General features: G+C 64.8%; 28 protein-coding genes and 1 tRNA gene. 13 read left to right on the top strand and 16 right to left on the bottom strand.

Features of this window, described 5'->3' with window-relative positions:
* Positions 1 to 65 precede the first annotated feature (65 nt).
* Positions 66 to 989, bottom strand: a complete 924-nt coding sequence (locus DCG74_RS01285; protein WP_025032176.1) for a LysR family transcriptional regulator — start codon at positions 987 to 989, stop codon at positions 66 to 68.
* A gap of 4 nt (positions 990 to 993) precedes the next feature.
* Positions 994 to 1,959, bottom strand: coding sequence for a thioredoxin-disulfide reductase (gene trxB, locus DCG74_RS01280; protein WP_172788988.1), 966 nt, complete (start codon positions 1,957 to 1,959; stop codon positions 994 to 996).
* Positions 1,960 to 2,225: 266 nt separating this feature from the next.
* Between trxB and DCG74_RS01275 the strand changes: the two genes are divergently transcribed.
* Entirely contained in the window at positions 2,226 to 2,705 is a 480-nt protein-coding gene (locus DCG74_RS01275; RefSeq protein WP_172788989.1) for an Lrp/AsnC family transcriptional regulator, read from the top strand.
* A 100-nt stretch (positions 2,706 to 2,805) separates the two neighbouring features.
* On the opposite strand, the gene greA is transcribed toward DCG74_RS01275, so the two are convergent.
* The 3 genes from greA to DCG74_RS01260 all read right to left on the bottom strand — a co-directional run bounded on the left by greA (position 2,806) and on the right by DCG74_RS01260 (position 8,268).
* On the bottom strand, positions 2,806 to 3,279 hold the full coding sequence (greA, locus tag DCG74_RS01270; protein WP_036009537.1) for a transcription elongation factor GreA: 474 nt from the start codon (positions 3,277 to 3,279) through the stop codon (positions 2,806 to 2,808).
* Between the two features lie 212 nt (positions 3,280 to 3,491).
* On the bottom strand, positions 3,492 to 6,956 hold the full coding sequence (gene carB, locus DCG74_RS01265; RefSeq protein WP_172788990.1) for a carbamoyl-phosphate synthase large subunit: 3,465 nt from the start codon (positions 6,954 to 6,956) through the stop codon (positions 3,492 to 3,494).
* Positions 6,957 to 7,098: 142 nt separating this feature from the next.
* A complete protein-coding gene (locus DCG74_RS01260) occupies positions 7,099 to 8,268 on the bottom strand; it encodes an MFS transporter (RefSeq protein ID WP_172788991.1) in 1,170 nt (389 codons plus the stop codon).
* Positions 8,269 to 8,381: 113 nt separating this feature from the next.
* Between DCG74_RS01260 and DCG74_RS01255 the strand changes: the two genes are divergently transcribed.
* Positions 8,382 to 8,759, top strand: coding sequence for a helix-turn-helix transcriptional regulator (locus DCG74_RS01255; RefSeq protein WP_172788992.1), 378 nt, complete (start codon positions 8,382 to 8,384; stop codon positions 8,757 to 8,759).
* Between the two features lie 82 nt (positions 8,760 to 8,841).
* Here DCG74_RS01255 and DCG74_RS01250 read toward each other — a convergent pair.
* Both DCG74_RS01250 and DCG74_RS01245 read right to left on the bottom strand, forming a co-directional pair.
* Positions 8,842 to 8,917: transfer RNA gene (locus DCG74_RS01250), tRNA-OTHER, on the bottom strand.
* Positions 8,918 to 8,971: 54 nt separating this feature from the next.
* Positions 8,972 to 9,673 carry a class I SAM-dependent methyltransferase gene (locus tag DCG74_RS01245; RefSeq protein WP_172788993.1) on the bottom strand — a complete coding sequence of 234 codons (702 nt, stop codon included), beginning with the start codon at positions 9,671 to 9,673 and terminating at the stop codon, positions 8,972 to 8,974.
* A 114-nt stretch (positions 9,674 to 9,787) separates the two neighbouring features.
* Between DCG74_RS01245 and DCG74_RS01240 the strand changes: the two genes are divergently transcribed.
* Positions 9,788 to 10,312, top strand: a complete 525-nt coding sequence (locus tag DCG74_RS01240; RefSeq protein ID WP_172788994.1) for a Dps family protein — start codon at positions 9,788 to 9,790, stop codon at positions 10,310 to 10,312.
* 128 nt (positions 10,313 to 10,440) lie between these two features.
* On the opposite strand, the gene DCG74_RS01235 is transcribed toward DCG74_RS01240, so the two are convergent.
* Both DCG74_RS01235 and carA read right to left on the bottom strand, forming a co-directional pair.
* A complete protein-coding gene (locus DCG74_RS01235) occupies positions 10,441 to 10,962 on the bottom strand; it encodes a cupin domain-containing protein (protein ID WP_172788995.1) in 522 nt (173 codons plus the stop codon).
* Between the two features lie 212 nt (positions 10,963 to 11,174).
* Positions 11,175 to 12,365, bottom strand: a complete 1,191-nt coding sequence (gene carA / locus DCG74_RS01230; RefSeq protein WP_172788996.1) for a glutamine-hydrolyzing carbamoyl-phosphate synthase small subunit — start codon at positions 12,363 to 12,365, stop codon at positions 11,175 to 11,177.
* A 146-nt stretch (positions 12,366 to 12,511) separates the two neighbouring features.
* Here carA and DCG74_RS01225 point away from each other — a divergent pair, with 146 nt between their 5' ends.
* The gene (locus DCG74_RS01225) at positions 12,512 to 13,213 is read left to right on the top strand and encodes an alpha/beta fold hydrolase (protein ID WP_172788997.1); all 702 of its coding nucleotides are present in this window, start codon (positions 12,512 to 12,514) and stop codon (positions 13,211 to 13,213) included.
* Between the two features lie 4 nt (positions 13,214 to 13,217).
* On the opposite strand, the gene DCG74_RS01220 is transcribed toward DCG74_RS01225, so the two are convergent.
* Positions 13,218 to 13,586: a hypothetical protein gene (locus tag DCG74_RS01220; RefSeq protein ID WP_172788998.1), complete on the bottom strand. Its 369-nt coding sequence runs from the start codon at positions 13,584 to 13,586 to the stop codon at positions 13,218 to 13,220.
* Positions 13,587 to 13,661: 75 nt separating this feature from the next.
* On the opposite strand from DCG74_RS01220, the gene DCG74_RS01215 reads away from it, so the two are divergent.
* From DCG74_RS01215 to DCG74_RS01190, 6 genes are all read left to right on the top strand, one after another.
* A complete protein-coding gene (locus DCG74_RS01215; protein ID WP_172788999.1) occupies positions 13,662 to 14,117 on the top strand; it encodes a GatB/YqeY domain-containing protein in 456 nt (151 codons plus the stop codon).
* 131 nt (positions 14,118 to 14,248) lie between these two features.
* Positions 14,249 to 15,385 carry an epoxide hydrolase family protein gene (locus DCG74_RS01210; protein ID WP_172789000.1) on the top strand — a complete coding sequence of 379 codons (1,137 nt, stop codon included), beginning with the start codon at positions 14,249 to 14,251 and terminating at the stop codon, positions 15,383 to 15,385.
* A 183-nt stretch (positions 15,386 to 15,568) separates the two neighbouring features.
* Positions 15,569 to 17,179, top strand: a complete 1,611-nt coding sequence (locus DCG74_RS01205; protein WP_172789001.1) for an acyl-CoA synthetase — start codon at positions 15,569 to 15,571, stop codon at positions 17,177 to 17,179.
* A 26-nt stretch (positions 17,180 to 17,205) separates the two neighbouring features.
* A complete protein-coding gene (locus DCG74_RS01200; RefSeq protein ID WP_172789002.1) occupies positions 17,206 to 17,673 on the top strand; it encodes a MarR family winged helix-turn-helix transcriptional regulator in 468 nt (155 codons plus the stop codon).
* A 98-nt stretch (positions 17,674 to 17,771) separates the two neighbouring features.
* Positions 17,772 to 18,125: a nuclear transport factor 2 family protein gene (locus DCG74_RS01195; protein WP_172789031.1), complete on the top strand. Its 354-nt coding sequence runs from the start codon at positions 17,772 to 17,774 to the stop codon at positions 18,123 to 18,125.
* 2 nt (positions 18,126 to 18,127) lie between these two features.
* Positions 18,128 to 18,571, top strand: a complete 444-nt coding sequence (locus tag DCG74_RS01190) for a hypothetical protein (RefSeq protein ID WP_036030342.1) — start codon at positions 18,128 to 18,130, stop codon at positions 18,569 to 18,571.
* A 1-nt stretch (position 18,572) separates the two neighbouring features.
* Here DCG74_RS01190 and DCG74_RS01185 read toward each other — a convergent pair whose 3' ends face one another.
* A complete protein-coding gene (locus tag DCG74_RS01185) occupies positions 18,573 to 20,801 on the bottom strand; it encodes an ATP-binding protein (RefSeq protein WP_172789003.1) in 2,229 nt (742 codons plus the stop codon).
* A 242-nt stretch (positions 20,802 to 21,043) separates the two neighbouring features.
* On the opposite strand from DCG74_RS01185, the gene DCG74_RS01180 reads away from it, so the two are divergent.
* The gene (locus DCG74_RS01180; protein ID WP_172789004.1) at positions 21,044 to 21,817 is read left to right on the top strand and encodes a DUF2189 domain-containing protein; all 774 of its coding nucleotides are present in this window, start codon (positions 21,044 to 21,046) and stop codon (positions 21,815 to 21,817) included.
* 183 nt (positions 21,818 to 22,000) lie between these two features.
* Here DCG74_RS01180 and DCG74_RS01175 read toward each other — a convergent pair whose 3' ends face one another.
* Genes DCG74_RS01175 through DCG74_RS01165 form a run of 3 tightly spaced genes read right to left on the bottom strand, consistent with a single transcriptional unit; the run spans position 22,001 to position 23,287 of the window.
* Positions 22,001 to 22,513 (bottom strand): SRPBCC family protein, encoded by a 513-nt coding sequence (locus tag DCG74_RS01175; protein WP_172789005.1) that lies wholly within the window; start codon positions 22,511 to 22,513, stop codon positions 22,001 to 22,003.
* Entirely contained in the window at positions 22,510 to 22,980 is a 471-nt protein-coding gene (locus tag DCG74_RS01170) for an SRPBCC family protein (RefSeq protein WP_172789006.1), read from the bottom strand. Before DCG74_RS01170 ends, DCG74_RS01175 begins: the two co-directional genes overlap by 4 nt.
* A complete protein-coding gene (locus DCG74_RS01165) occupies positions 22,973 to 23,287 on the bottom strand; it encodes a helix-turn-helix transcriptional regulator (RefSeq protein ID WP_172789007.1) in 315 nt (104 codons plus the stop codon). The genes DCG74_RS01170 and DCG74_RS01165 overlap by 8 nt, the downstream gene beginning before the upstream one ends.
* Positions 23,288 to 23,410: 123 nt before the next feature.
* Here DCG74_RS01165 and DCG74_RS01160 point away from each other — a divergent pair, with 123 nt between their 5' ends.
* Positions 23,411 to 24,031: a LysE family translocator gene (locus DCG74_RS01160; RefSeq protein ID WP_246709014.1), complete on the top strand. Its 621-nt coding sequence runs from the start codon at positions 23,411 to 23,413 to the stop codon at positions 24,029 to 24,031.
* A gap of 4 nt (positions 24,032 to 24,035) precedes the next feature.
* Here the strand turns inward: DCG74_RS01160 and DCG74_RS01155 are convergent, their stop codons facing one another.
* Positions 24,036 to 24,839 carry an N-formylglutamate amidohydrolase gene (locus DCG74_RS01155; protein ID WP_172789008.1) on the bottom strand — a complete coding sequence of 268 codons (804 nt, stop codon included), beginning with the start codon at positions 24,837 to 24,839 and terminating at the stop codon, positions 24,036 to 24,038.
* Positions 24,840 to 24,915: 76 nt separating this feature from the next.
* On the opposite strand from DCG74_RS01155, the gene DCG74_RS01150 reads away from it, so the two are divergent.
* Positions 24,916 to 25,314 (top strand): gamma-glutamylcyclotransferase, encoded by a 399-nt coding sequence (locus tag DCG74_RS01150; RefSeq protein WP_172789009.1) that lies wholly within the window; start codon positions 24,916 to 24,918, stop codon positions 25,312 to 25,314.
* Positions 25,315 to 25,367: 53 nt separating this feature from the next.
* Here DCG74_RS01150 and DCG74_RS01145 read toward each other — a convergent pair whose 3' ends face one another.
* Complete coding sequence (locus tag DCG74_RS01145) at positions 25,368 to 25,931, bottom strand: chlorite dismutase family protein (RefSeq protein ID WP_172789010.1); 564 nt, start codon at positions 25,929 to 25,931, stop codon at positions 25,368 to 25,370.
* Positions 25,932 to 25,992: the final 61 nt, after the last annotated feature.

The following is a 25,992-nucleotide window of genomic DNA, read 5'->3' as shown; positions in this document are numbered from 1 at the left end:
AAACATTATGAGCTTGCCGAGTGCCTTGCAGCAACAGCCGAGGCCGCATGTCAGACATGCGGAAATCAGGACGGCCAGCGTTGCGCCTTGCTCACCACGAAGTCGCGGAACACCTGCACGCGCGCGACCGTCTTCAACTCCTCGGGATAGACGAAGTAGGTGTCGAGCTGGATCGAATCCGACTCGCCGAACAGCTGCACGAGCTTGCTCTGCTCCTCGACCAGGTAATCGGGCAGGGCGGCGATGCCGAGGCCCTGCGCGCAGGCGCGCACGAGACCGAGGATGTTGTTGACCTTGAAATAGGCTTCGCGCGGACCCGAGCCGTTGCGCCCGGCTTCGATCAGCCAGTTGCGGTTCTGCAGGTGCGGCGCGAAGTTGCCGTCCGACAGCGTGATGATGCGGTGGGAGTCGAGCTCCTCCAGCGTGCGCGGCGTGCCGAAGCGCTTGATGTATTCCGGCGAGCAATAGGCGTGGAAGCCCATCGCGAACAGCTTGCGCTGGATCAGATCCGGCTGCGTCGGCTTGCGGGTGCGGATCGCAACGTCCGCCTCGCGCATCGACAGATCGAGCTCCTCGTCGGTGACGATCAACGAGATGCGGATCTCGGGATAGAGCGCGGTGAATTCGCCGAGCCGCGGGATCAGCCAGTTGATGCCGACGCCGGGCGTGGTGGTGATCTTGAGATCGCCGCTCGGCCGCTCGCGGCTGTCGGTCAGCTTGGCGCGCGCCGCCTGCAGCTGCATGAACACGTCATGCGCGGTGCGGAACAACAGGTCGCCCTGCTCGGTGAGGATCAGGCCGCGGGCGTGGCGGTGGAACAGCGAGACCGAGAGCTCCTGCTCCAGCGCCGAGACCTGGCGCGATACCGCCGATTGCGACAGGCCGAGCTGCTCGCCCGCATGCGTGAAGCTGCCCGCTTCCGCCGCGGCGTGAAACACCTTCAGCTTGTCCCAGTCCATATCCGTAAATCCGTCGCGTGTTCGGGGCATGATTCTATTCCGCTGCCGCGCGCTCGCTGGCGCGAAGGGCCAAGAAACGTTCGGCTTCGAGTGCGGCCATGCAGCCGAGGCCGGCGGCCGTCACGGCCTGGCGATAGGTTTCGTCGGCGACGTCGCCGGCGGCGAACAGGCCGGGCACCGAGGTCGCGGTCGAGTTCGGGGCGACCTCGATATAGCCCGAGGGTTTCAGCTTGACCTGATCCTTGACGAGCTCGGTCGCCGGCGCATGGCCGATGGCGATGAAGATGCCGTCGGCCTTCACGTCCGTGAGCGCGCCGGTCTTGACGTTCTTGAGCCGGACATGGGTGACCTTGTTGGGGTTCTCGGTGCCGCAGATCTCGTCGACGGCGGCGTCCCAGATCACCTTGATCTTCGGATGCTTGAACAGACGCTCCTGCAGGATGCGCTCGGCCCGGAAGTGATCGCGACGATGAACGATCGTGACCTGCGAGGCATGGTTGGTGAGGTACAGGGCTTCCTCGACCGCGGTGTTGCCGCCGCCGACCACGATCACCTCCTTGCCGCGGTAGAAGAAGCCGTCGCAGGTGGCGCAGGCCGACACGCCGCCGCCCTGGAACTTGGCTTCCGACGGCAGCCCGAGCCAGCGCGCTTGCGCGCCGGTGGCCAGGATCACGGTCTCGGCGAGATAGACGTCGCCGCTGTCGCAGGTGAGGCGGAACGGCCGCCGCGCCGTCTCCAGCTTGGTGACCAGGTCGGTGACGATCTTGGTGCCGACATGGACCGCCTGCTTCTCCATTTGCTCCATCAGCCAGGGGCCCTGGATCACGTCGGCGAAGCCGGGATAGTTCTCGACGTCGGTGGTGATGGTGAGCTGTCCGCCGGGCTGGATGCCCTGGATCAGGATCGGCTCCAGCATCGCGCGCGCGGCGTAGATCGCGGCGGTATAGCCGGCCGGGCCGGAGCCGATGATGACGACCTTTGCATGAACAGGAGCGGACATTTCGATGGACGCCTTTCACGGGGGATTTGCAGCGCGGGCGCGGAATGTGCCGGGAGGCCTCGCGGAGGCGCTGAAATATCAGAGCTAATCTAAGCCTTCTGGCGAGCCATGCAAGAATTGCATTCCCTCTCGGCGGATTTTTCCAACAGGGAACAAAAGTCGATTGCGCTGCACGCGCAATAAAATTGCGCTAGCTGTGCTGGTTAGGCTATGAGGATTTCGACAAATCACCCAATACCGCCGCAAAGGCCAGGAGTTCCAATCACGTGTCGCGGAACCTAGACGAGATCGACCTCAAAATTCTCGCCGAGATTCAGGCCGACGGTCGAATCACCAATGTCGAGTTGGCCAAGCGCGTCGGCATCTCGCCGCCCCCCTGTCTGCGCCGCGTCCGGGCGCTGGAGGAGGAGGGCTATGTCCACGGCTATCGCGGCCTCCTGGACGCACGCAAGCTGGGCTTCGACGTCACCGTTTTCGCCGCCGTGCACCTGTCCAGTCAGGCCGAGGCGGATTTGCGCGCGTTCGAGGAGTTCGTCCGCGCCGAGCCTTTGGTGCGGGAATGCTGGATGCTGTCCGGCGAGGTCGATTTCATCCTGAAATGCGTCGCCCCCGACATGGCGACCTTCCAGGATTTCGTCACGCACCTAACCGCCGCACCGCATGTGCGCAACGTGCGTACGTCATTGGTGCTGCACAATTCGAAATACGAGGCGGCGGTGCCGCTGGAGGTGAAGGGGCGGCGGTGAGGGTCTTCTCCCTCTCCCGTTCTTACGGGGAGAGGTGAAGAGAAGCAAAAAGGCCGCGCGTCGCGCGGCCTTTTCGAAACGTCAGCGCAGCGGCAAATCCTTACCGCCACTCAACCTTGGTGATCTCGTACGCCTTGGCGCCGCCAGGCGTGTTGACCTCGACCGTGGCGCCCTTCTTCTTGCCGATCAAGGCGCGTGCGAGCGGCGAGGTGATCGAGATGCGGCCCTTCTTGGCGTCCGCCTCGACCTCGCCGACGATCTGCCACACCGTCTTCTTCTCGGTGTCCTCATCGACCAGCGTCACGGTGGCGCCGAACTTGATGGTGTCGCCGGAGAGCTTGGAGATGTCGATGATGTCGGCGCGCGCGAGCTTGTCCTCGAGCTCGGCAATGCGGCCCTCATTGTGCGACTGCTCTTCCTTCGCGGCATGATATTCCGCGTTCTCCGACAGGTCTCCGTGCGAGCGCGCCTCGGCGATATGCTCGATGATCCGCGGACGGTCCACGGACTGGCGCTGCTTCAATTCTTCCCCGAGCGCGACAAAGCCGGCCTGGGTCATCGGAACCTTTTCCATCGTCTCTCTCGTCCTTCGATCGTGCGCCCCAGAATGCGGATGGGCGCCGCAACCTTGATTCGTCAGTCCTCCAGAGCCCAAAGAGGGGCTTCCGGACCTTGACAGATATGGGCTTTAGCGCCGGAACAGAACTGCCACCTGGCCGGACAGTTCCTCCGGCCATTGTGGCTTCATTGCCAATCACTTAGCGGAAGCTTCGCTGCCGCTAGCGATCAGGTTTCCGAAAAGTAGCTCTGCAGGGTACGAACCTCAAGGTCCCCGCCCAGATAGGCGCGGATGCCCTGCGCGGCCGCCACGGCCCCGGAAAGAGTGGTGTAATATGGCACTTTATGCAAGAGGGCCGCGCGCCGCAGCGAGCGGCTGTCGGCCAGTGCCTGCGGGCCTTCGGTGGTGTTGAAGACGAGCTGGACGTCGCCATTGGTGATGGCATCGACGATGTGCGGCCGCCCCTCCAGCACCTTGTTCACCTTCTCGGTCGGGATGCCCTGGTCGGTCAGGAAGCGTGCGGTGCCCGAGGTCGCCAGCACCTTGAAGCCGAGCGAATGCAATTCGCGGACGGCATCCGCAATGCGCGTCTTGTCGCTTTCGCGCACCGAGACGAACACCGTGCCCTTGCGCGGCACCCGCGTTCCGCCGCCGAGCTGACTCTTGGCGAAGGCCACCGCAAACGAGCGGTCGATGCCCATGACCTCGCCGGTCGAGCGCATCTCCGGACCGAGCACGGTGTCGACGCCGGGGAAGCGTGCGAACGGGAAGACCGATTCCTTGACGCCGACGTGCTTGAGCGTCGCCTTCTTCAGCTTGAAATCGGCGAGCTTCTCGCCGGCCATGATGCGCGCGGCGATCTTGGCGACCGGCGTGCCGACCACCTTGGCGACGAACGGCACGGTGCGCGAGGCGCGCGGATTGACCTCGAGCACGTAGATCTCGCCGTCCTTGATGGCGTATTGCACGTTCATCAGGCCGATGACGTCGAGGCCGAGCGCGAGCTCGCGCGTCTGCCGCTCCAGTTCCTCGATCATCTTCGCATCGAGCGAGTGCGGCGGAAGCGAGCAGGCGCTGTCGCCGGAATGGATGCCGGCTTCCTCGATGTGCTCCATGATGCCGACGATGAAGGTGTCCTTGCCGTCGCAGAGGCAGTCGACGTCGATTTCCGTGGCGTCAGACAGATAGCGGTCGAACAGCAGTGGGTTCTTGCCGAGCACGGTGTTGATCTGCCCGGTCTTGTCGTTCGGATAGCGCGCCTTGACGTCGGCCGGCACCAGCTCCGGCAGCGTGCCGAGCAGATAATCGTTGAGCTGGTTCTCCTCGCGGATGATCTGCATCGCGCGGCCGCCGAGCACGTAGGACGGGCGCACCACCAGCGGCAGGCCGAGATCGGCAGAGACGAGGCGAGCCTGCTCGACCGAATAGGCGATGCCGTTCTTCGGCTGCTTGAGGCGAAGCTTGTCGAGCACGCGCTTGAAGCGGTCGCGGTCCTCGGCGAGGTCGATGGCGTCGGGCGAGGTGCCGAGGATCGGCACTTCGGCGGCTTCCAGCGCGCGCGCCAGCTTCAGCGGCGTCTGGCCGCCAAACTGCACGATGACGCCGTGCAGCGTGCCCTTGCTGCGTTCCTTGGCAATGATCTCCAGCACATCCTCGGCGGTGAGCGGCTCGAAATAGAGCCGGTCGGCGGTGTCGTAGTCGGTCGACACCGTCTCGGGATTGCAGTTGACCATGATGGATTCGTAGCCGGCGTCATGCAGCGCGAAGCAGGCGTGACAGCAGCAATAGTCGAACTCGATGCCCTGGCCGATGCGGTTGGGACCGCCGCCGAGAATGATGACCTTCTTCTTGTCGGACGGCGTGCTCTCGTCCGCGGGTAGGCCCGCGAACGGCGCCTCGTAGGTCGAGTACATGTAGGCGGTCGGCGAGGCGAACTCGGCCGCGCAGGTGTCGATGCGCTTGTACACCGGGTGAACGCCGAGCGCGTGGCGCTTCGCCTTGACCTCGGCCTCCGTCGTCTCGGCCAGCACGGCGAGCCGCGCGTCGGAGAAGCCCATGGCCTTCAGGGTGCGCATGCCGAAGGCGTTGCCAGGCAGGCCATTCTTCCTGACCTTCTCCTCCATCTCGACGATGCCGCGCATCTCGGCAAGGAACCACGGATCGATCTTGCAGGAGTTGAAGATGTCTTCGTTCGACCAGCCGAGCCGCATGGCCTGGGCGACCTGGAGAATGCGGTTCGGCGTCGGCGTGCCGAGCGCGGCACGGATCGCGTTCTTGTCGTCGTCGCGGCCGAGGCCCTCGATCTCAATCTCGTCGAGGCCGGTCAATCCGGTCTCGAGCCCGCGCAGGGCCTTTTGCAGGCTTTCCTGGAAGGTGCGGCCGATCGCCATGACTTCGCCGACCGACTTCATCGAGGTGGTCAGCGTGGTCGAGGCGCCCGGGAACTTCTCGAAGGCAAAACGCGGCACCTTGGTGACCACGTAGTCGATGGTCGGCTCGAACGAGGCCGGTGTTGCGCCGCCGGTGATGTCGTTGGCGATCTCGTCGAGCGTGTAGCCGACCGCGAGCTTGGCGGCGACCTTGGCGATCGGAAAGCCGGTGGCTTTCGAGGCCAGCGCGGAGGAGCGCGACACGCGCGGATTCATCTCGATGACGACCATGCGGCCGTCCTCGGGATTGACGCCGAACTGCACGTTGGAGCCGCCGGTCTCGACCCCGATCTCGCGCAGCACCGCCAGCGAGGCGTCGCGCATGATCTGGTATTCCTTGTCCGTCAGCGTCAGCGCCGGCGCCACCGTGATGGAATCGCCGGTGTGCACGCCCATCGGATCGAGGTTCTCGATCGAGCAGACGATGATGCAATTGTCCTTCTTGTCGCGCACCACCTCCATCTCGTACTCTTTCCAGCCGAGCACGGATTCTTCGATCAGCACTTCGTTGGTGGGAGACGCATCGAGGCCGCGCTCGATGATGTCGAGGAACTCTTCCTTGTTGTAGGCGATGCCGCCGCCGGTGCCGCCCATGGTGAAGGAGGGACGGATGATCGCGGGCAGGCCGATCTCGGACAGCGCCATCATCGCTTGGCCCAGCGCATATTCCTGATAGCGCTTGCGGCGGTCGCCTTCGCCGAGGGTCCATTGCCGGTCGAGCTCTTCGAGCGCCGCGCCCGACAGCTTCTCGCGTTCGGCGTGATACTTGTCGCGGAACGACTTCTTCAGCTCCGAGGCGTTGGCAAGCCGCGACTTCGGCGTCTGCAGCCCGATCTTGGTCATGGCGTTGCGGAACAGCTGGCGGTCTTCGGCCTTGTCGATGGCATCGGCGGTGGCGCCGATCATCTCGACGCCGAACTTCTCCAGCGTGCCCTGCCGGCGCAGCGACAGCGCGCAGTTCAGCGCGGTCTGGCCGCCCATGGTCGGCAGCAGCGCGAAACCGCCGGGAATGACGTGACGTTCCTTCTCGATGATCTTGGCGACGATCTCGGGCGTGATCGGCTCGATATAGGTCGCATCCGCCAATTCCGGGTCGGTCATGATGGTGGCCGGGTTGGAATTGACGAGGACGATGCGATAGCCCTCTTCCTTCAGCGTCTTCACCGCCTGCGTGCCCGAATAGTCGAACTCGCAGGCTTGGCCGATCACGATGGGGCCGGCGCCGATGATCAGGATGGTGGTGATGTCTGTACGTTTGGGCATCAACTCTCGCCGAAGTGGAATTTGGGCACAAAAAAAGGGCGCGCTTGCCGCGCGTCCCTTTTGCGAGAGCGCGGGGTCTTCCCTCGCGCGCGGGTGGGTCTTAGACCAGTTTTCGGAGCGGCGAAACCCCGAAAAACGCCCATCAACCGGCAATTTTGACCGGTTTTGGCCGTGCCTGCCAGCCGCGGGCGAGGTGCACCAGAAGCGAGGCCGCAACGCTCGTTCCGCCGATCCAGCCGAGGTCATCAGGCGAGAGGGTGGCCAGCACCGCGCCGCCCAGCGCTCCACCAATGGCGAAGCCGAGATACATCGACGAGGCGTTGAGCGAGAGCGCGATCATCGAGGCCTGCGGCTCGATCCGGATGATGCTGGCGATCTGGGCCGGATAGAACGCCCAGCCCGAGAGTCCCCAGAGGAAGATCGTGCCGAGCACCGCATAATGCGCCTGTGCGGGCATCAGCTTCAGGACCAGCGAATGCAGGATCAGGGCGCCCGCCATGCCGGCGAGCCCGAGGCCTGCGGTCGCGAGCGTGCCGAGCCGGTCGGCCAGGACGCCGCCGAACATGTTCCCGATCGCCGCCGCGCCGCCGAACACCAGCAGAGCAAGGCTGATCTGCGAGGCGTCGAAGCCGAGGCCGCGCAGCGGGACTGCGAAATAAGTGAACACCGTGAAGCCGCCCAGGGCCCACAACATCGTGATCAGCAGCGCGACCACGACGTTGCGATGGCGCGCCACCGCCAGCCTCTCGCCGAGAGAGGCCGTATTGCGCGGCAGGCCGCGCGGCAGCCCGAGCAGCAGGCCGGCGAGCGCAACAGCGCCGATCAGGGCGACCATGGCGAAGGTTGCACGCCAGCCGAACAGGCTGCCGACGAGATTGCCGAAGGGAACGCCGATCACGGTCGCAACCGTGAGGCCGGCGGTGACGAGCGCCACCGCACGGCCGCGCCTTTCGGGCGCGGCGACCGCCACGGACACGGCAAGCGCCGTCGGCATGCACAGCCCCGAGCCCAGCGCCATCAGCATTCGGGAGGCCAGCAGCAGGGCGTAGTTGGATGCGACCATCGCGGCGAGGTTGCCGGCGATGAAGGTCGATAGCGCCAGAGCCAGCACGGTCCGGCGATCGATATTGTTCAGCACGACTGCGAGGATGGGCGACCCCACCGCATAGGTGAGGGCGTAGGCCGTGACCAATTGGCCTGCGGCCGAGACGGAAATCGACAGGTCGGAAGCGATCGCCGGCAAAAGCCCTGCAATGACAAAACCTTCAGTGCCGATCGCAAAGGCCGCCAGGGCCAGCCAGAGCACGCTCATCGGAAACGCTCCTTATGTTCAAGATTCATTGAACTATCGAACGAGGCGATTTCGCTGTCAATTGGTTCAAGAACTATTGAACATTGCCGGCGCATCGTTATGATTCCCGCACCATGAGCCGCACGCCGCACCATCCCACCCGCGAGCAGATCGAACTGCCGATGGTCCTGGATTGCCTGAGCGATCCGATCCGTCTGGCGATCGTCTACCAGCTCGCCCAGCAGGAACGTGTCAGCAGCGAACTCCGCTGCAGCGACTTCAGCGCGCTGAGCGGCAAGTCCAACCTCGCCTATCACTTCGCCAAGCTGCGCGAATGCGGCCTGATGCAGACGCGCATCGCCGGCACCAACCGCTTCATGCGGCTGCGACGAGAGGATCTGGAGGCGCGCTTCCCGGGCCTGCTCGATGCGGTGCTCAGCTCCGCAGCCAAGGATGCCGACCGGCTTCCGCTCGTGTCCGGCTGCGACTTGATCGAGGTCGACCGAAAATGAGACGGTTGCCCCGCCGCCGCTCTGCGAGCTATGGCGCGGCAAGGCTGGCTTGCCGAGCCGAAGCTGCGATGGCAGCGAAGGCTGGAGACCCGGCCTGGATTTGAACCAGGATGTAGAGCGTTGCACCGCCCTCGCGTAGACGCTTCCGCCACCGGGCCGCGGCGATCATTACCGATTGCAGTGCGACAAGCCACAACGGCTAATTGTTATGCTTAACGGATCAGAGGCGGCCTGGCGATGAAGGTCATGCGCCAGCGGTTGTGGCCGATATTGCTGTGGGCGCGCTGGGCCGCGAAGCCCGCCACCTTCAGCTTGGCCGTGACCTCGTCCTCGCTGTAGCGCTGCAGCCCGATCTTCGAGCGCAGCTGGCGATAATCCGACAGCGCGGTGCTTATCAGCCCGATCAGCGCGTCCTTCAGAAAGCCATGGCGCAGGCCGAAGCCGAGCAGCGCCATCACGTCCCTGGCCATGCCGACCTGCGGCTGGAGAATATCGCCGAGCACCAGCTTGCCGGAGGGTTTCAGGATCCGGCGGATGTTCAAGAGCGCCGCATCGAGCTCGTCCGGCGTCATGTATTGCGCGACCGAGTTCATCACGACGAGGTCGATCGATTGGTCCTGCATCTTGCGGACGTCGTCGAGCGAGCGGACGCGGATCTTGGTGTTCGGGGCAAAGCGCGCGATCAGCCGGCCGCGCACGCCGGGCGCGGGCTCGGCCAGGATCAGCTTGCCGCAGGCGGCTGCCACCTGGTTCGCCGACAGCGCTTCCCCGCAGGCATAGTCCAGCACTGTCGCATCGGGCGAGGGGATGTAGCCGATGATGTCCCGCGCAATGATCTGGAAGTGCAAGTCGCGATGCAGCTTGCTGACATAGATCGTATGCGTCGAGTCGTAATAATCGATCCAATCGTCCATGGTATTCGAAGGTCCCGGCCTAACGGTTCCGCTAGCGGAACCGGCGCTGTCCGCCTTGCGTTAGGGGTGCGACGGCGTGCCGTCAATGTCCGCGTCCTAACAGGAAGGTCTCCCGTGAGCAAAACCAACAACAAGGTCTCGCCCGAACTCGATACCCCCACCGATCTGTCGCCCGACGGGGTCAAGAAGGTCTCGGAGGCGCTCAACGTGCTTCTGGCCGACGCCTTCGCGCTTTATCTCAAGACCAAGAATTTCCACTGGCACATCAGCGGGCGCCACTTCCGGGATTACCACCTGCTGCTCGACGAGCAGTCCGACCAGATCTTCGCCACCACCGACCAGCTCGCCGAGCGTGTCCGCAAGATCGGCGGCACCACGCTGAAGTCGATCGGCCAGGTCGCAAAGCTCCAGACCATCAAGGACAACAACGAGGACTACGTCCCGCCGCGCGAGATGCTGCGCGAGCTGATGCAGGACAACAAGCTCGTCGCGGCCGCGATGCGCAAGGCGCACGATGTCTGCGACGAGGCCGGCGACGTCGCCAGCGCCAGCATTTTGGAAAACTTCATCGACGAGACCGAGCGGCGGACCTGGTTCCTGTTCGAAGCGACCCGGCAGGAAGGTGGCAACGAGGCGTAGGACACAGGGCGGTAGGGTGGGCAAAGCGAAGCGTGCCCACCAACTGGATTGTACGGATGGAGTGGTGGGCACGGCGCGCAACGGCGCGCCTTTGCCCACCCTACCGCACCGCTGCGCCGCGCTCGCAGCTACCGCCACAACCGCATCAATGCCCCATCCTTCCCCGTCACGGGATCAGCCGGCGCCAGCGCGACGCGTGGAATCGTCTTCAGCGCTTTGACATGATTCTCCGGCGTTGCCCGCGTGATCTCCATCTTCGCGCCCGGTGGATAGGCGCCGATCACGCAGAAATCATCGCTCGCCTTGATGCATTGATGCCCGGTGCCGGCGGGCAGGATCGCAACGTCGCCGGCCTGGATCTGAAGCTCCTGGCCATGGTCGCCGCCGAAGCGGACGCGGGCGCTGCCGCGCGCGACGCCGAGCACCTCATGCACCGTCGCATGATAATGCAGATAATCGTAGACGCCGTTGCGCCACGTCCCGCCCCAGCCGTTCGCTTCGAACAGAAGTTCGATCGTCTCTTCCGGGCGCTTCGGATCGAGCTTCACCGCGCCCTGGTAGACCAGGAACGGAAGGATGTTGTTCGGCACGAGCCCGTCATCCTCGAACACGATGGCGAGCGGCTCGGCCTTGTCGCGGACGACGGACATGGCTGGGCTCCTGCGTCAGGGTAGCAGGAATCAACGAGAACAGTGAGGCGGCGTTCCTGGTTCTGTCATTCCGGGGCGACGCGCAGCGTCGAGCCCGGAATCCATCGTGCTGCAGAGTCTGTTGGCCGATGGATTCCGGGCTCGCGCTACGCGCGCCCCGGAATGACGAAAAAGCCCAGGCTTTGTCGTGAAGTATCCGAGGAGAACGCGTCTTACGCGCTCTTCTTCTGCCGCATCAGATCGGCGAAACGCTGGAACAGATAGTGCGAGTCGCGCGGGCCGGGTGAGGCCTCGGGGTGGTACTGCACCGAGAACACCGGCTTGCCGTCGAGCTGGATGCCGCAATTGGAGCCGTCGAACAGCGAGATGTGGGTTTGCGTCGCGCCCTTCGGCAGCGTCGTCTCGTCCACCGCAAAGCCGTGGTTCATCGAGGTGATCTCGACCTTGCCGGTGGTCTCGTCCTTGACCGGGTGATTGGCGCCGTGATGACCCTGATGCATCTTCTTGGTTCGAGCGCCGACGGCGAGCCCCAGCATCTGGTGGCCGAGGCAGATGCCGAAGGTCGGCGTGCCCGACTTGATCACGTCGCGGATCACGGGCACCGCATATTTGCCGGTCGCAGCCGGATCGCCGGGCCCGTTCGACAGGAACACCCCATCCGGCTTCAGCGCCAGGATGTCTTCGGACGAGGTCGTTGCCGGCACCACCGTCACCTTGCAGCCGACGCCGGCGAGCAGGCGCAGGATGTTGCGCTTGATGCCGTAATCGATGGCGACGACGTTGAACTCGGGCTTGTCCTGCCGGCCGAAGCCCTTGTCCCAGGCCCAAGGCGTCTCGTCCCAGGTGAAGCGCTGGCCGCTCGTCACCATCGGCACGAGGTCCATGCCTTCGAGGCCCGGCCACTCGCGCGCCTCTTCCTTGAGGCCATGCAGATCGAACTCGCCGGTCTTCGAGTGCGCGATCACGGCGTTGGGCATGCCCTTGGAGCGGATCAGCGCGGTCAGCGCGCGGGTGTCGATGCCGGAGAGGCCGATGATGCCGCGGGCCTTGAGCCAGGCGTCGAGATGCTTGGTGGCGCGATAGTTCGAGGGATCGGTGATCGCGGTGCGCAGGATCACGCCGCGCGCGCCCGGCGTCGCCGCCATATTCACCGTCTCGATGTCGTCCTCGTTGGTGCCGACATTGCCGATATGCGGGAAAGTGAAGGTGATGAGCTGGCCGGCATAGGAGGGATCGGTCAGGATCTCCTCATAGCCGGTCATCGCCGTGTTGAAGCAGACCTCACCGACGGCGTGGCCTTCGGCGCCGAGGCCAAAGCCCTCGAGTACCGTGCCGTCGGCAAGCACGAGGAGCGCGGTCGGTTTATGGTCCGGCCAGGCGGGATCGTTGTCATGTTGTGTCATGAGCGCGTTTCATAGTCCCCCCGCGCGCGCCCGTCAAAGCGGGAGAGGCCGGATTCACATGCGTTTTTGCATATTTGACAGGCCTCCTCCCGCCCTTAAGCTCGGCCGGCTAATTTCCGGCAAATCTTGGGGCTTGCGAGGCAATAATGGACCGGACGACCCCGATTGTGCTGGTTCCGGGGCTGGCGTCCTCGGCCCGCATCTATGCGCCCGTGATCCCCGCGCTCTGGCGTTTCGGACCGGTGACGGTTGCCAACCACATCCGCGACGACAGCATGGCGGCGATCGCCCGCCGCATCCTCGCCGAGGCGCCGCCGCGCTTCGCCCTCGCCGGCCATTCCATGGGTGGCTACATCGCGTTCGAGATCATGCGCCAGGCCAGCGAGCGCGTGACGAAGCTCGCGCTGATCAACACGCAGGCGCGGCCCGACACGCCGGAGGCAACCGCGCGCCGCCGTGCCCAGATGGAGCGCGCCAGGCGCGGCGAGCTCCGCGCCGTCCGCGAGGAGAGCTTTCCGGAGCTCGTGCATCCGTCGCGGCGCGATGACGCTGAGATTCTCGAGCTCGTGCATGCGCAAGACGAGGACGTTGGCGTCGAAGCCTATCTGCGGCAGCAGACCGCGATCATCGCCCGGGTGGATTCGTGCCCCTTGCTGGCGACGATCAAGTGCCCGACGCTGGTGCTGACGGGCGATACCGACAACACCATCCCCAACGCGTTCTCCAAGGAGATGGCCGAGGGCATCGCCGGCGCGAGGCTCGTGATCCTCGATCGCTGCGGACACCTGCCGCAAGCCGAACAGCCGGAGGCGACGGTGCGGGCGCTCACCGAATGGCTCGCGAGCTAAGCACTCACCCGCAATAGGCGGCCTTGGTCCATAGCGGCACGAGGAAGAAGCCAACCACGGCGATATCCACCGCGTAAAGCACGCGCCGGGTCTTCGTGGAGACCGGATTCGTCGAGAATTCGCCCTCGTAGACCACGAGCGGATCGAACTTTAGCTCCCAGCCGAGCTTGTAGGTCAGCAGGGCTATGAAGTCGTAGACCGGCAGGTACATCAGAAGGACCAGAAAGAGGCCGTTCGCCGCGATCGCAAGCCAGGACGATCCGGTTTCTCCGGTGAAGGCCGGAAGCGAGCCGCAGGTGTAGGGGCCGAAACGGCTTGCCCAGAGCACCACGAGGCAGACTGCCAACATGGCGAGATGCTTTCCGGTCTTCATCCAAGCACCTATATTGACGCGACATCTTGTTGTAGACCACGAGTCTTTCCGGACTGTTTCCAAACGAGGCCGATCATGCTGCGCGACGACATCAACAATGCGGTCAAGGAGGCCATGAAGGCCAAGGACGAGCGCAAGCTGTCCACGCTGCGCATGGTCAACTCGACCATCAAGAATGCCGACATCGACGCGCGCGGTAGCGGCAAGCCGCCGCTGTCGGATGGCGACATTCTCGCGGTGCTACAGAAGATGATCAAGCAGCGCCAGGAGGCGGTCGAGCTCTACGACAAGGGCGGCCGCGCCGAGCTTGCCGCGCAGGAGCGCGAGGAGATCGCGGTGATCTCGGCGTATCTGCCGAAGCAGATGTCCGAGGACGACGTGAAGAAGGCGATTGCGGACGCGATCGCCGAGACCGGCGCAGCCGGCATGAAGGACATGGGCAAGGTGATCGCCGTGCTGCGTGCGAAATACGCAGGGCAGATGGATTTCGGCAAGGCCAGCGGTTTGGTGAAGGCCGCGCTGTCGGGTTAGCCGTCATTCCGGGGCGACGCGAAGCGTCGAGCCCGGAATCCATCGTGCTGCCGGCTCTGTTGCGAAATGGATTCCGGGCTCGCGCCAAGAGACGCGCCCCGGAATGACAACAAGAAAAATGGGGAGGCACGATGACCGCCATCAATCCATTTCGCATCGCCATCGGTGACGACATCCTCGCCGACCTGAAGTCGCGCCTCGCCCGCACGCGCTGGCCGGAGGCGGAGCTGGTCGACGACTGGAGCCAGGGCGCGCCGCTGAAATGGATCCAGGAGATCTGCACCTACTGGGCCGACGATTACGACTGGCGGGCCCGCGAGGCAAAGCTCAATCGCTTCGCGCAGTTCACCACCGGGATCGACGGGCTCGACATCCACTTCATCCATGCGCGCTCGAAGGAGCCGTCGGCGCTGCCGTTGATCATCACCCATGGCTGGCCCGGCTCGATCGTCGAGTTCCAGAAGGTGATCGCGCCGCTCACCGATCCCGCCGCGCATGGCGGCAATCCCGCCGATGCCTTCCACGTGATCTGCCCCTCGCTGCCGGGCTTCGGCTTCTCGGGCAAGCCAAGGACTACCGGCTGGGGCGTCGATCGCATCGCCGCGACCTGGGCCAAGCTGATGGAGCGGCTGGGCTACGCGCGCTATGCCGCGCAAGGCGGCGACTGGGGCTCGGCGGTGACGACCTCGCTCGGCGCGCATGACCCCGCTCATTGCGCCGGCATCCATATCACGCTCGCCTTCAACGCGGCGCCGAAGGTCGAGGGTGAGCCGACGGCAGAGGAGAAGCGCGCGCTTGCCGGCCTCAAGCATTATGTCGATCTCGATTCCGGCTACTCCAAGCAGCAATCGACGCGGCCGCAGACGCTCGGCTATGGCCTGACGGATTCGCCGAGCGGCCAGGCGGCCTGGATCCTGGAAAAGTTCTGGGCCTGGACCGATTGCAATGGCCATCCCGAGAACATCTTCAGCAAGGACGAGCTGCTCGACAACGTCATGCTCTATTGGGCGACGCAGACGGCGACGTCGTCGGCGCGGCTCTATTGGGAGAGCTTCGGCAAGCGCCGCACCACGCCGGTGGTGAAGGTGCCGACGGGCGTCGCGGTGTTTCCGAAGGAGATCATCACGCCGGTGCGGTGCTGGATGGAACCGAACTTCCCCAACATCACGCATTGGAGCGAGATGGAGAAGGGCGGTCACTTCGCCGCCTTCGAGCAGCCGGAGCTGTTCGTGCGCGATGTCAGGAAGTTCTTTGCGACGGTGCGGTGACCCCTGTCATTCCGGGGCGCCCGCAGGGCGAACCCGGAATCCATTGGGCCGCGGCAAACGCTACGCAATGGATTCCGGGCTCGACGCTGACGCGTCGCCCCGGAATGACGTCCCGAGCTCTTGTTCCGAGCATTCACAGCTCTAGACTGGGCCATAACAACACACCGGGAAACGACCAAGCCCATGCTCACCGAAGCTGCAACCTACGACGAGCTCGTCCGCAACTTCCGTTGGGACATCCCCGCGCGCTTCAACATGGCGGAGGCGTGCTGCGATCGCCATGCCGACGGCAGCGGCCGGCTTGCGCTGATCTATGTCGACGAGAACGGCGCCACCAGCCGCACCTCGTTCGACGAGGTCGCGGAGATGTCGCGCCGTTTCGCCAATGTGCTTAAGGCCGACGGACTTGTCCGCGGCGACCGCGTCGCGGTCTTCCTGTCGCAGTCGCTGGAATTGCCGATCGTGCACATGGCGGCGTTTCGCTCCGCCATGATCTCGATCCCGCTGTTCGCCCTGTTCGGCGAGGACGCGCTGGAGTTCCGCCTGTCGAACTCCGAGGCCAAGGCGATCGTCACCGACGAGGGCGGCTGGGAAAAGCTGTCGAAGATCCGCGACCGCCTGCCGGAGCTGAGGAACGTCTACATCGTTGGCGCGCGCGCCCCCGCCGGCACGAAATCGTTCTGGGCTTCGGTGAAAGCCGCTTCGCCCGACTTCGCGCGCGCGGATACCTCGGCCGACGATCCCGCGCTGATCATCTACACCTCGGGCACGACGGGTAATCCCAAGGGCGCTCTGCATGCGCATCGCGTCGTGCTCGGCCATCTGCCGAATGTGGAGATGTGCCACAACTTCTTACCCAAGCCCGGCGATCTCATGTGGACGCCGGCGGACTGGGCCTGGATCGGCGGGCTCATCAACGGCCTGCTCGCGTTCTGGTACCACGGCATTCCGCTGGTCGGCCATCGCGCGCGAAAATTCGAGCCGCAGGCAGCGATGCAGATGATGGCCGATCTTTCCGTCCGCAACGTCTTTCTGCCGCCGACGGCCCTGAAGCTGATGCGGCAGGCCGGCGTCAGGCATTCCGGCGTGAAGCTGCGCAGCATCTTCACCGGCGGGGAGTCGCTCGGCGGTGAATTGCTCGGCTGGGTGCGCGAGACGTTTGGTATCGATGCGCATGAGGTGTTCGGCCAGACCGAGTGCAACCTCGTGATCGGCAGCAATCCCAACCTGTTTCCGATCCGCCCGGGTTCGATGGGCAAGGCGACGCCCGGCTTCGACGTCCGCATCGTCAACGACAAGGGCGAGGAATTGCCGCGCGGTCAGCGCGGCATCATCGGCGTGCGCCAGCCATGTCCCGTCACCATGCTGGAATATTGGCGTAATCCGGAGGCGACGGCGAAGAAATATGCCGGCGACTTCCTGCTCACCGGCGATCTCGGCGTGCAGGACGAGGACGGCTATTTCTGGTACGTCAGTCGCGAGGACGACGTCATCACCACGGCCGGCTACCGCGTCGGCCCTTCCGAGATCGAGCACACGCTGATGAAACATCCGTCGGTGGCAATGGCTGCGGTGGTCGGCATTCCCGATCCGATCCGCACCGAATCGATCAAGGCCTGGATCGTGCTGCGTCCGGGCTTTGCCGGCAGCGACGCGCTGGCGCGCGAGATCCAGGACTTCGTCAAGGTGCAGCTCGCCGCGCACGAATATCCGCGCTTCGTCGAGTTCGCCGAGACGCTGCCGATGACAGCGACCGGCAAGGTACTGCGCCGCGAGCTGCGGGCCAAAGGCTGACTTCTTACAAGGGCTGGCTTCCGACCATGGCAAAGACGTCTCAAGCCGCGGGGCTTCACCGCGCCTCGCTTGCAAAGCTGCACGAGCTCGATGCGGCGCTGGAGCTCATGTACTACGGCTGGCGCGGCATGACGCTGGAGGCCGACGCATATCTTGCCAAGCAGGGCCTGTCGCGTCCGCACCATCGCATCCTCTACGTGGTGGCGCGCCGGCCCGACATCGCCATCGGCGCGCTCATCGAGATCCTCGGCATTTCCAAGCAGGCCCTCAACCGGCCGCTCAATCTGCTCGTGGAGCGCAAGCTCCTGACCTCGAAGCGCGCGCCGGAGCAGCACCGCTCGAAACTGCTGCGCCTGACCGAAGCGGGGCGGCGCATCGAGCAACGGGCCTCGGACCACGAGCGCCAGGTCCTGCGCGAGGCGTTCGAGCGCGTCGGGGCGAGCGGTGCGGCGGGATGGATCGGCGTGATGGAGGCGATCGCCGACAACAATTGATGGAAATCTCAAGTCAACATAGTTGACATGAGGCGTGCGCTTTGCCACCTTCCCGGCCACGAGCCAAGGGGAGGATCCGTGTCGTGAGCGGACAGGCAATGAACCGCGCGACCGCCGCAAGCTTCGTCGCGGCATGGTGCGCGAATTGGTGCAGGGTCGATATCGACGCGGTCGTCGCCCATTTCGCCGACGATGCGCAGATGCGCAGCCCTCTCGCTCTCACCCTGACGGGGTCTCCGACCGTCACCGGCGCCGAGAACATCCGCGCCTACTGGCGCAAAGCCTATGGCCACATCGAAACTGCCGACCTGAAGATCCTGGGCTGGAGCTGGGACGAGGCGATCGCGCGGCTGACGGTGTGGTGGCAATTGGGCGATACGCGCGCCAGCGAATTCATGGACTTCGACGATGCGGGCCGTGTGGTGCGCAGTGAAGCTTTTTACGGAAAATAGCCATGCGGTTTTCGGACATCGTCCTGCTCCTCAATACGCTCTGGTTCGTCGGGGCGTTCATCCAGTTCAGCATCGCGCAAACCAACACGTTGAAGATCCTGCTGCCGCGAGAGGAGCGCAGCAATCCGATCGCGCCGACCCTTGCGGCGAGCGTCGCGTTCCTCGGCGGTATGAATCTGCCGATCGGGCTCTTGTCGCTCTATCTGCTGGCGGCCCGTCCGTCCTTCTTCCAGCCGGTCGAAGCGCAGCTCGCGCTGTTTCTGTTCTTTGCCGCCTGCCATTTCAGCCAGTTCGCCTACAATGTCCCGGTGCTGATGCGCGGCGGCCGCGTCGGGGTGGCCTATTGGCCGGTGTTGAAGGGCCCGATGCTCCGGATCTTCGTCATCGATGCGGCTCTGTTCGCGGCCAATCTCGCAGTGGCGCTGCAGCTCACGATCGCGTCCTGATCTACCGCGGCGGCTCCGACAGGGCCGTACGCAGCATCGCGGCGAGATCCTTGCGCCGGAACGGCTTGGTCAGAATGCGGGCGTCGATCCCGTCGGGCGTCTTGACCGGATCCTGGCTGTAGCCGGACGTGAAGAGCACCTTGAGTCCAGGCCGCAGTTGAACGGCCTGTCTCGCCAGCTCCGGCCCGAACATGCCGCCGGGCATCACGACGTCGGTGAACAAAAGCTGGATGTCCCCGGACTGGCGCAGCGCGTCCAGCGCCGCAGGTCCGTTCGCCGTCGAGATGACGCGGTAGCCGAGCGCCTTCAGCTCGTTCTCGACATAGGCGCGCACCATGTCGTCGTCCTCGACGACGAGGATCGTCTCGTGTCCCTCGGGTGCGGCGACACGCTCTGCCGGTGACGGCTCCTCGTTCGGCGACGTCGCGAGGCGGGGAAAGAACAGCCGGACCACGCTGCCTTGACCCGGTTCGGACTGCATCTGCACGAGCCCGCCGGATTGTTGCGCAAAGCCGTAGACCATGCTGAGGCCGAGGCCGGTCCCCTTGCCGACCTCCTTGGTGGTGAAGAACGGCTCGAATGCGCGCCCCAACACCTCGCTGCTCATGCCGGACCCGGTATCCTTCACGGCCAGCATGACGTAGTCGCCGGGGCGCGGCTCGCCGTTGACGTCGAGGTCGGATTCGCCGAGCGATGTATTGCGCACCTCGACCGTCAGCTTGCCGCCGTCAGGCATCGCGTCGCGCGCGTTGAGCACGAGATTGAGCACGGCTGTCGCCAATTGGCCGGGATCGACGCTGGCGAGCCAGAGATCCGGCGCGAACGCGAAGCTGGATTCGATGTGCTCGCCCAGGGTCCGCTGCAGAAGCTGCGTCATGCCGGTCACCTGCTCGGCGATGTCGATCTCTCGCGGCCGCAGCGGCTGCTTGCGCGCGAAGGCGAGCAGGCTCCGTGTCAGGTCGGAGCCGCGCTCGGCGGCGGTGGCAATGTCGTCGGCGATCCGGTGCAATTCCTTGTTGCCCGCAAGCCTGTCGGCGAGGTGCTCGGAATTGCCGAGAATGACGGTCAGGAGATTGTTGAAATCGTGCGCCACGCCGCCCGTGAGCTGTCCCATGGCTTCCATCTTCTGGGACTGGCTGAGCTTGTGGCTGAGATCGGCGATGGCGGCGCGCTGCTGCTCGAGCGATTCGGCCGTGCTGTTGAGCAGGGTCATCAATCCGCCGAGCTCGCCGCCCGGGTGAGGCTCCGGAATGCGCGCGCTGAGATCGCCCCGCCCGAGGTTCTTCGCCATGGCGGCGAGCCGCCCGACCTGCCGTCCGATGCTCACGGTCGTGAGAATCCAGAGGCCGGCGAGGAGCAGCAGCGAGGCCACTGCCAGAATCGCCATGTCCTCGTAGAGCCGGCGGTTCGCTGCCGCGACCAGTCCGTCCTTGGACCGCCCAACCAAAATGTAGAGTCCGGCCTTGCGGATCGCCGGCGAGCGGGCAACGCCCCAGATCTGCGTGCGGCCCCCGCGATCGGTGATCTCCCGGAATGGCTCGCCATCGGGCGCTGCCGCGAAGCGGAATAGGTCGGAGCCCGCAATGGATCCGCCGACGGGTACGCTCCAGCCGCCACCCTTGCGCGCGGCCAGGACCGTGCCTTTGGCGTCGACGAACAGGATGTCCTTCTCGGCGAGCAGCCGCTTGTGGTGAAACTCCGCGAATTTGTTCAGGTTAAACGATGCGAGCAGCACGAATTTCAGCGCGCCCGTATCCGATCGCACCGGATAGGCGATCTGCAGCACCGACAGTCCGGTGAGGCGGCCGAACACCGGCTCCACCGCGACGACGCCTTGGAGATTCTTGACCTCCTTGAAATAGCTGCGGTCGTTCAGGTCGAGCGTGCGGTTGGTCCGCAGCGAGTCACAGAACAGCCTGCCGTCGGGATCGATGGTCAGGATACCCGTGAACTGCGGATATTCCTCGCGGACATCCGACAGAAACGCCGAGCATGCCGCCTTGTCGCGCGTGTCGAGGTCGCGGGCGCGGGCGAGCCCGTAATGAAGTTGCGCAGTGCCCTGGATCTTCTCGCCGAGATCGCTGGCGATGTCGTCGGCCGATGCGGCGAGATTGGCCAGCGCCGCGTCGATCTCGCTGGCCCGGTTCTGCACGAAGCGCAGCCCGACCAGAATCGCGGGCACGAGCATGGCCGCGATGACGAGGATCAGTAACCGGGTACGCAGGCTCATCGGTGGGTGATCTGCTCTCTCGGGCGAGGGTGCTCGGAGGTACAATTTGCGGCACGAGCATCCGCCCCGTCCATAGCCGTCGGCGCGAAAATCGCGCGAAAGGTTTAAGATTTCCGAGTGCGAGCGGTGTTGCGTCGCTGCTCCCGATCGCGCCGGCCGGCCTCGAGTTGCGCCGCCGCGCGGCGGCGCTAATATCGCGGCATGCGCGCGACGAAGATCGCGCCGATGTGCGGAGGGAGCTGATGTCCATCTCGGGCAAGGTCGATCCGGTGGTGCGTCCGGTGGCGGCGGCCGACATCGCCGAGGCGCTGGTCGAGGGCCTGCGCGATTTCCAGGCGCTGCCGCTCTATGGTCTCTGCTTCGGCGCGCTCTACGCCGCCGGCGGCATCGTCATCATGCTCTGTCTCACCGCCTTCGGTATGGTCTATCTGGTCTATCCCCTCGCTGCCGGTTTTGCGCTGATCGGTCCGTTCGTTGCGATCGGCCTTTACGAAGTCAGCCGGCGCCGCGAGCGCGGCGAGCCGGTCTCGTTCTCTGCGATCTGGTTCGCAATCCGCGCGCGCAGCGAGATCGGCTGGATGGCCTTCGTGACGTTGTTCATGTTCGTGATCTGGATGTACCAGGTGCGGCTCCTGATCGCGCTGCTGCTCGGCCTCAACGCCTCGTTCTCGAGCTTGCAGGAGTTCATGACGGTGGTGCTGACGACCAGCGAGGGCCTGCTGTTCCTGGCCATCGGCAATGCGGTCGGGGCCGTGCTGTCGCTGATCCTGTTCTCGCTGACCGTGGTGTCGTTCCCGCTGCTGCTCGATCGCGAGGTTGATTTCGTCACGGCGATGGTGACGAGCGTGCGCGCGGTGGTGACGAGCCCGCTGCCGATGATCGGTTGGGCCGCCGTGATCGTGATGCTGCTGATCGTCTCGGCGCTGCCCTATTTTCTCGGGCTGATCGTGACGTTGCCGGTGCTGGGGCATGCGACGTGGCATCTGTACCGGCGGCTGGTGGCGCCGGTGCCTTAGTGTCGGCGCTCTTCCTTCTCCCCTTGTGGGAGAAGGTGGCGCGAAGCGCCGGATGAGGGGTCTCTCTCCCCGGACTCATTGAGAGAAGTGCGCGCGGAGAGAAACCCCTCACCCGTCTCGCCGCTACGCGGCGAGCCACCCTCTCCCACAAGGGGAGAGGGGAAGATGCTTGTCCTTCTTCAATCACGGCGTCTTGATGCCCATCGCCTTCAGCGCTTCCAGCAACCTCACCGGCGGGGACATCTCGATCTTCGGCGCCTTGCCCGTCTCCAGCAGGCTCTTTAATCCGGAGAGGATCGCGGGCCAGCCGGTGCGGCCACCGGAGAGGATGTCGTCGCTGAGCTCGCGGTCGTGACGTTCGCTCATGGTGAGGCGGACGGCTTCGCCGGCCTGCTCGATCTCATAGGTGACAATGGTGGTGCCGAGCTTTTCCACGAGGCCCGGCCAATTGACGTTCCAGCTCACCGTGAGCCTCCTCGGCGGATCGTACTCGAACACTTCGCCGCGGATGTGCTCGGAGCCGTCGGGCGCGTGCACAATGAAACTGCCGCCGAGCTTCGGCTCCATCTCCACCGCAAAGCCGGAGAAATATTTTCGGCTGAACTCGGCGGACGTCAGCGCCTCCCACACCTTCTCCGGCGTCGAGGCGATGTAGATGGTGTAGACGGTCAGCGGCTTGAATTGATCGAGGTTCATTTTGCGTAGAATCCCTTGTTGAGCGCCGTGCGCGGGATGGCGAGGACCTGGCCTCTCTCCAGCAGGCTCTTGAGCCCGGACAGGATCGCCGGCCAGCCGTTGGAGACGGCGCCGAGATATTTGCCGCCCTCGACGAAGCCGTCATGCAGCACGGTCAAACGCACGAGCGGGCCGAACGGTTCGAGCGTGAAGACGACGCGCGAGGCCGGCTCGTTGCGCAGCTCCTCGAACTTGTGGTGCTTGAAGCTGTAGGACAGGCGCCGCGGCGGATCGGATTCCAGGATCTCGCCGGAATCGGTGACCGCGCCATCGAGCAGAAGCGCGAAGGGCGAGCCGACCTTCCAGTCCGAGCGAACCTCGGCGCCGAACCAATATTGCCTGGTGAACTCGCTCGACGTCAGCGCCTGCCACAGCTTCTCGGGCGTGGTCTCGATGTAGGTCACGTAGACGAACTCCGGCTTACTCATCGCGCTTCTCCAACTGGCGTTTCAGTTCGCTGAGCGCGGCTAACTTGCTGCGCTCGAACTTCTTGATCCAGCGTTCGCCGATCTGATGGATCGGCACCGGGTTGAGATAATGCAGCTTCTCGCGGCCCTGCCTGATGGTCGTGACCAGGTTGGCCTCTTCGAGAATGACAAGGTGCTTTGTGACGGCCTGCCGCGTCATGGCGAGGCCCTCGCAAAGCTCGTTCAATGTCTGGCCGTTCTTGGCGTGAAGCCTGTCGAGCAGCGACCGTCGTGACGCATCGGCGAGCGCTTTGAAGACTTCATCCATGGTCGAGATAATAGGCAACCAAAAGGTTGCATGTCAAGAAGGCGAAGAGAGATAGGGAACGTCTTCCGTTCCAACGCTCGCCATGCATTAATGCGGCGAAACCGCCGTCAGCGAGTCCCTTCCATGATGTCCATGCAAGCCTATTTCGCCTTCGTCGCCGCCTGCATTGCGCTGGCGCTGCTGCCGGGGCCGATCGTCACCCTCGTGATCGCCAATGGCTTGCGCCACGGCACGCGTGCGGCGCTCATCAACGTGGCCGGCGCGCAGGCCGGGCTTGCCATCGTCATCGGCATCGTCGCGATCGGCCTGACCTCGCTGATGGCGACCATGGGCTATTGGTTCGACTGGGTGCGCTTTGCCGGCGCCGCATATCTCGTCTGGCTCGGCATCAAGCTGATCTGGGCGCCGGTCGAGGGCGTCGATATCGACGCGCCGCCACCGCCGCCGCGCGGCGGCTTCTTCCTGCAGGGATTCCTGGTGCTGCTGTCGAATCCGAAGGTGCTGGTGTTCTTCGGCGCCTTCATCCCGCAGTTCATGGACATGAGCCAGCCGCACTTCCCGCAGGTCGCGCTGCTGGGTGTCACCTTCATGGTAACGGCCGTGCTGACCGATGCGCTCTATGCGATTGCCGCCGGCCGCGCGCGAAAATTCTTCTCGGCGCGGCGCACGCGGCTGATGTCGCGCATCTCCGGCGGCTTCATGATCGGCGGCGGCATCTGGCTGGCGCTGACGCGGGCGAAGTGACCGCTCACGCCGCTCCCTGCTTGCGCAGCGTTGCCTCGATCTCGCGCAGGATCCGCGCCAGCCGCTCGGCCCATTGCTGTTGGCCGCTCGCCTCGGCGATCAGGTCCTGGCGGATCTCGATGCCGGTGTTGACGAGGCCGCGCGCCTCGCCGTGGACGGGAATGGTGTAGTCGGTGATGTCGCTCACCGCGTAAGGTTGGTTGTCGCCGACGACGAGCGCGCTCTCGTCCCGCAAATGCTGCAGCATCAGCCGCGGCAGCACGGTGTCGCGCCGATAGAGCGTGCCGATGTGCCAGGGCCGCGGCTCGCCGTAATAGACCGGCGTGAAGCTGTGCAGCGCCACCAGCACCGTCGGTTTGCCAGCGTTGACGCGCGCATCGATCGCCGCGCCAATCCGGCGGTGATAGGGATCGAAGATCTCGCGCCGGCGCATCTCCTTGGCCGCGGCCGATAGATCCTCATTGCCGGGGATGGCGGTTGCCTCGGAGATCACGGGAATCGAGCTTGCGACACCGGGCGGGCGGTTGCAGTCGATCACCAGGCGCGAATAGCGCTGCGCGATCAGATGCGCATCGAGCATCGCGGCGAGCCGCTCGGCGACGCCGGCGATGCCGATGTCCCAGCCGATGTGCCTGACGAGATCGCTCTCCGCGACCCCGAGATCGCCGAGCGCGCGCGGCAGCACCCGTCCGTAATGGTCCGCGGTAAGCAGGAACGGCGATGTCCCTGCCGCATTCACCTCATGTACGGGCGGAATGTCGCCCTCTCCGAGCAATTGATCTGCTACGTCGGCAATATCCAAAGCCATCCTGATTTGCCTATGGAATGACAAAGTGTGTAAACGGAGTAGCGGTATCGCACCGACGCCGCAACGTTGGAACAGCATGAGCTCGGATCGACTCTTCGTTTACGGCACCCTGATGCGCGGCTTCGACCACCCGATGGCGCGGCTGCTCGCGGGCCATGCCGAATTCCTCGGCAAAGCCACCTGCCGCGGCCGGCTCGTTCTGGTGAAGCACTATCCGGGATTGCTGCTCTCCGAGGCGCCGGCGGACATCGTTCATGGCGAGCTCTTTCACCTGCGCGTGCCGGACGAGCTCTTGCGCGAGCTCGACATGTACGAGGCCTGCGGCGAGGGCTTTCCCGAGCCGACGGAATATCTGCGGCAGATGATCGAGGTGACGTTGCCCGGCGGCACCACCGAGAAGGCCTGGACCTATGTCTACAACTGGCCGGTTACCGATCTGCCGCGCATCGAATCCGGGCGATTCCTGGAGCACTGACAGCGAATGCGGTTTTCACCTCTCCCCGCTTGCGGGGAGAGGGAGCAGACCTTTTATGCCGACAGCACTTCCTTGACCACGCGCACGTCGACCTCGCGCTCGACATAGCTCCACTCCTCGGTCCGCCGCAGCATCGCCACCAGCTCCTCGAACAGCGAGGCGTGCGCGGGGGCGAATTCGAACCAGGTCAGGAAATCGAAGGGGCCGCCGAGGTCGCGGCAATGATAGAGCTGGCGTGCGATCGCGGGCAGAAAACGAAGACTGCTGGCGATGTGGTGCGACTTGTCCTCAAAAATCCTGCGGCGCTCTTCCTGGGTCAGGTCCCACCAGGCCTGCGACTTGCGGATCGGGATCAGCGCCGCGCTGGTTGCTTCCAGCCGGCCGAGGCCGGCCTGCACGGCGACGAGCTGCTGCTTCTCGGCCCGCTCGGTGTAGCGCAGGCTGCTCGCAACGCCGACCAGCCGCCAGGCATTGCGCGAGGGCACCAGCGGCAACGAGACGGCGTCGCTGTCGGTCACCGACAGCGCCGGCACGAAGGGCAGGGGCTCGCCCGTCACTGGCGAAATCGAGGTCACCCGCCAGCCCCCGCTGTGGCCGCCTCGAAAGGTCCTGAACATGGCGGTATGGAAGCGTGGAACTGGGCGCGGTTCAAGGCCCCTCTCGAGCGTCATTCCGGGT

It is taken from the genome of Bradyrhizobium sp. WBAH42, from assembly GCF_024585265.1.
Taxonomy (GTDB): domain Bacteria; phylum Pseudomonadota; class Alphaproteobacteria; order Rhizobiales; family Xanthobacteraceae; genus Bradyrhizobium.
The sequence above is the reverse complement of the archived record's forward strand: the minus strand, read 5'-3'. Positions and strand labels throughout refer to the sequence as shown.

Excerpts from the sequence above, each read along its gene's own strand:
- DCG74_RS01210 (WP_172789000.1), top strand. The coding sequence starts at position 14,249 with ATGACCGCCATCAATCCATTTCGCATCGCCATCGGTGACGACATCCTC.
- DCG74_RS01245 (WP_172788993.1), bottom strand. The coding sequence starts at position 9,673 with ATGGACGATTGGATCGATTATTACGACTCGACGCATACGATCTATGTC.
- DCG74_RS01285 (WP_025032176.1), bottom strand. The coding sequence starts at position 989 with ATGCCCCGAACACGCGACGGATTTACGGATATGGACTGGGACAAGCTG.
- carA (WP_172788996.1), bottom strand. The coding sequence starts at position 12,365 with ATGACACAACATGACAACGATCCCGCCTGGCCGGACCATAAACCGACC.
- DCG74_RS01165 (WP_172789007.1), bottom strand. The coding sequence starts at position 23,287 with ATGGATGAAGTCTTCAAAGCGCTCGCCGATGCGTCACGACGGTCGCTG.
- DCG74_RS01220 (WP_172788998.1), bottom strand. The coding sequence starts at position 13,586 with ATGAAGACCGGAAAGCATCTCGCCATGTTGGCAGTCTGCCTCGTGGTG.
- DCG74_RS01180 (WP_172789004.1), top strand. The coding sequence starts at position 21,044 with ATGTCCATCTCGGGCAAGGTCGATCCGGTGGTGCGTCCGGTGGCGGCG.
- DCG74_RS01175 (WP_172789005.1), bottom strand. The coding sequence starts at position 22,513 with ATGAACCTCGATCAATTCAAGCCGCTGACCGTCTACACCATCTACATC.
- greA (WP_036009537.1), bottom strand. The coding sequence starts at position 3,279 with ATGGAAAAGGTTCCGATGACCCAGGCCGGCTTTGTCGCGCTCGGGGAA.
- carB (WP_172788990.1), bottom strand. The coding sequence starts at position 6,956 with ATGCCCAAACGTACAGACATCACCACCATCCTGATCATCGGCGCCGGC.
- DCG74_RS01185 (WP_172789003.1), bottom strand. The coding sequence starts at position 20,801 with ATGAGCCTGCGTACCCGGTTACTGATCCTCGTCATCGCGGCCATGCTC.
- DCG74_RS01260 (WP_172788991.1), bottom strand. The coding sequence starts at position 8,268 with ATGAGCGTGCTCTGGCTGGCCCTGGCGGCCTTTGCGATCGGCACTGAA.
- DCG74_RS01255 (WP_172788992.1), top strand. The coding sequence starts at position 8,382 with ATGAGCCGCACGCCGCACCATCCCACCCGCGAGCAGATCGAACTGCCG.
- DCG74_RS01225 (WP_172788997.1), top strand. The coding sequence starts at position 12,512 with ATGGACCGGACGACCCCGATTGTGCTGGTTCCGGGGCTGGCGTCCTCG.
- DCG74_RS01200 (WP_172789002.1), top strand. The coding sequence starts at position 17,206 with ATGGCAAAGACGTCTCAAGCCGCGGGGCTTCACCGCGCCTCGCTTGCA.
- DCG74_RS01205 (WP_172789001.1), top strand. The coding sequence starts at position 15,569 with ATGCTCACCGAAGCTGCAACCTACGACGAGCTCGTCCGCAACTTCCGT.
- DCG74_RS01235 (WP_172788995.1), bottom strand. The coding sequence starts at position 10,962 with ATGTCCGTCGTCCGCGACAAGGCCGAGCCGCTCGCCATCGTGTTCGAG.
- DCG74_RS01170 (WP_172789006.1), bottom strand. The coding sequence starts at position 22,980 with ATGAGTAAGCCGGAGTTCGTCTACGTGACCTACATCGAGACCACGCCC.
- DCG74_RS01215 (WP_172788999.1), top strand. The coding sequence starts at position 13,662 with ATGCTGCGCGACGACATCAACAATGCGGTCAAGGAGGCCATGAAGGCC.
- DCG74_RS01160 (WP_246709014.1), top strand. The coding sequence starts at position 23,411 with ATGATGTCCATGCAAGCCTATTTCGCCTTCGTCGCCGCCTGCATTGCG.
- DCG74_RS01150 (WP_172789009.1), top strand. The coding sequence starts at position 24,916 with ATGAGCTCGGATCGACTCTTCGTTTACGGCACCCTGATGCGCGGCTTC.
- DCG74_RS01155 (WP_172789008.1), bottom strand. The coding sequence starts at position 24,839 with ATGGCTTTGGATATTGCCGACGTAGCAGATCAATTGCTCGGAGAGGGC.
- DCG74_RS01145 (WP_172789010.1), bottom strand. The coding sequence starts at position 25,931 with ATGTTCAGGACCTTTCGAGGCGGCCACAGCGGGGGCTGGCGGGTGACC.
- trxB (WP_172788988.1), bottom strand. The coding sequence starts at position 1,959 with ATGTCCGCTCCTGTTCATGCAAAGGTCGTCATCATCGGCTCCGGCCCG.
- DCG74_RS01195 (WP_172789031.1), top strand. The coding sequence starts at position 17,772 with ATGAACCGCGCGACCGCCGCAAGCTTCGTCGCGGCATGGTGCGCGAAT.
- DCG74_RS01190 (WP_036030342.1), top strand. The coding sequence starts at position 18,128 with ATGCGGTTTTCGGACATCGTCCTGCTCCTCAATACGCTCTGGTTCGTC.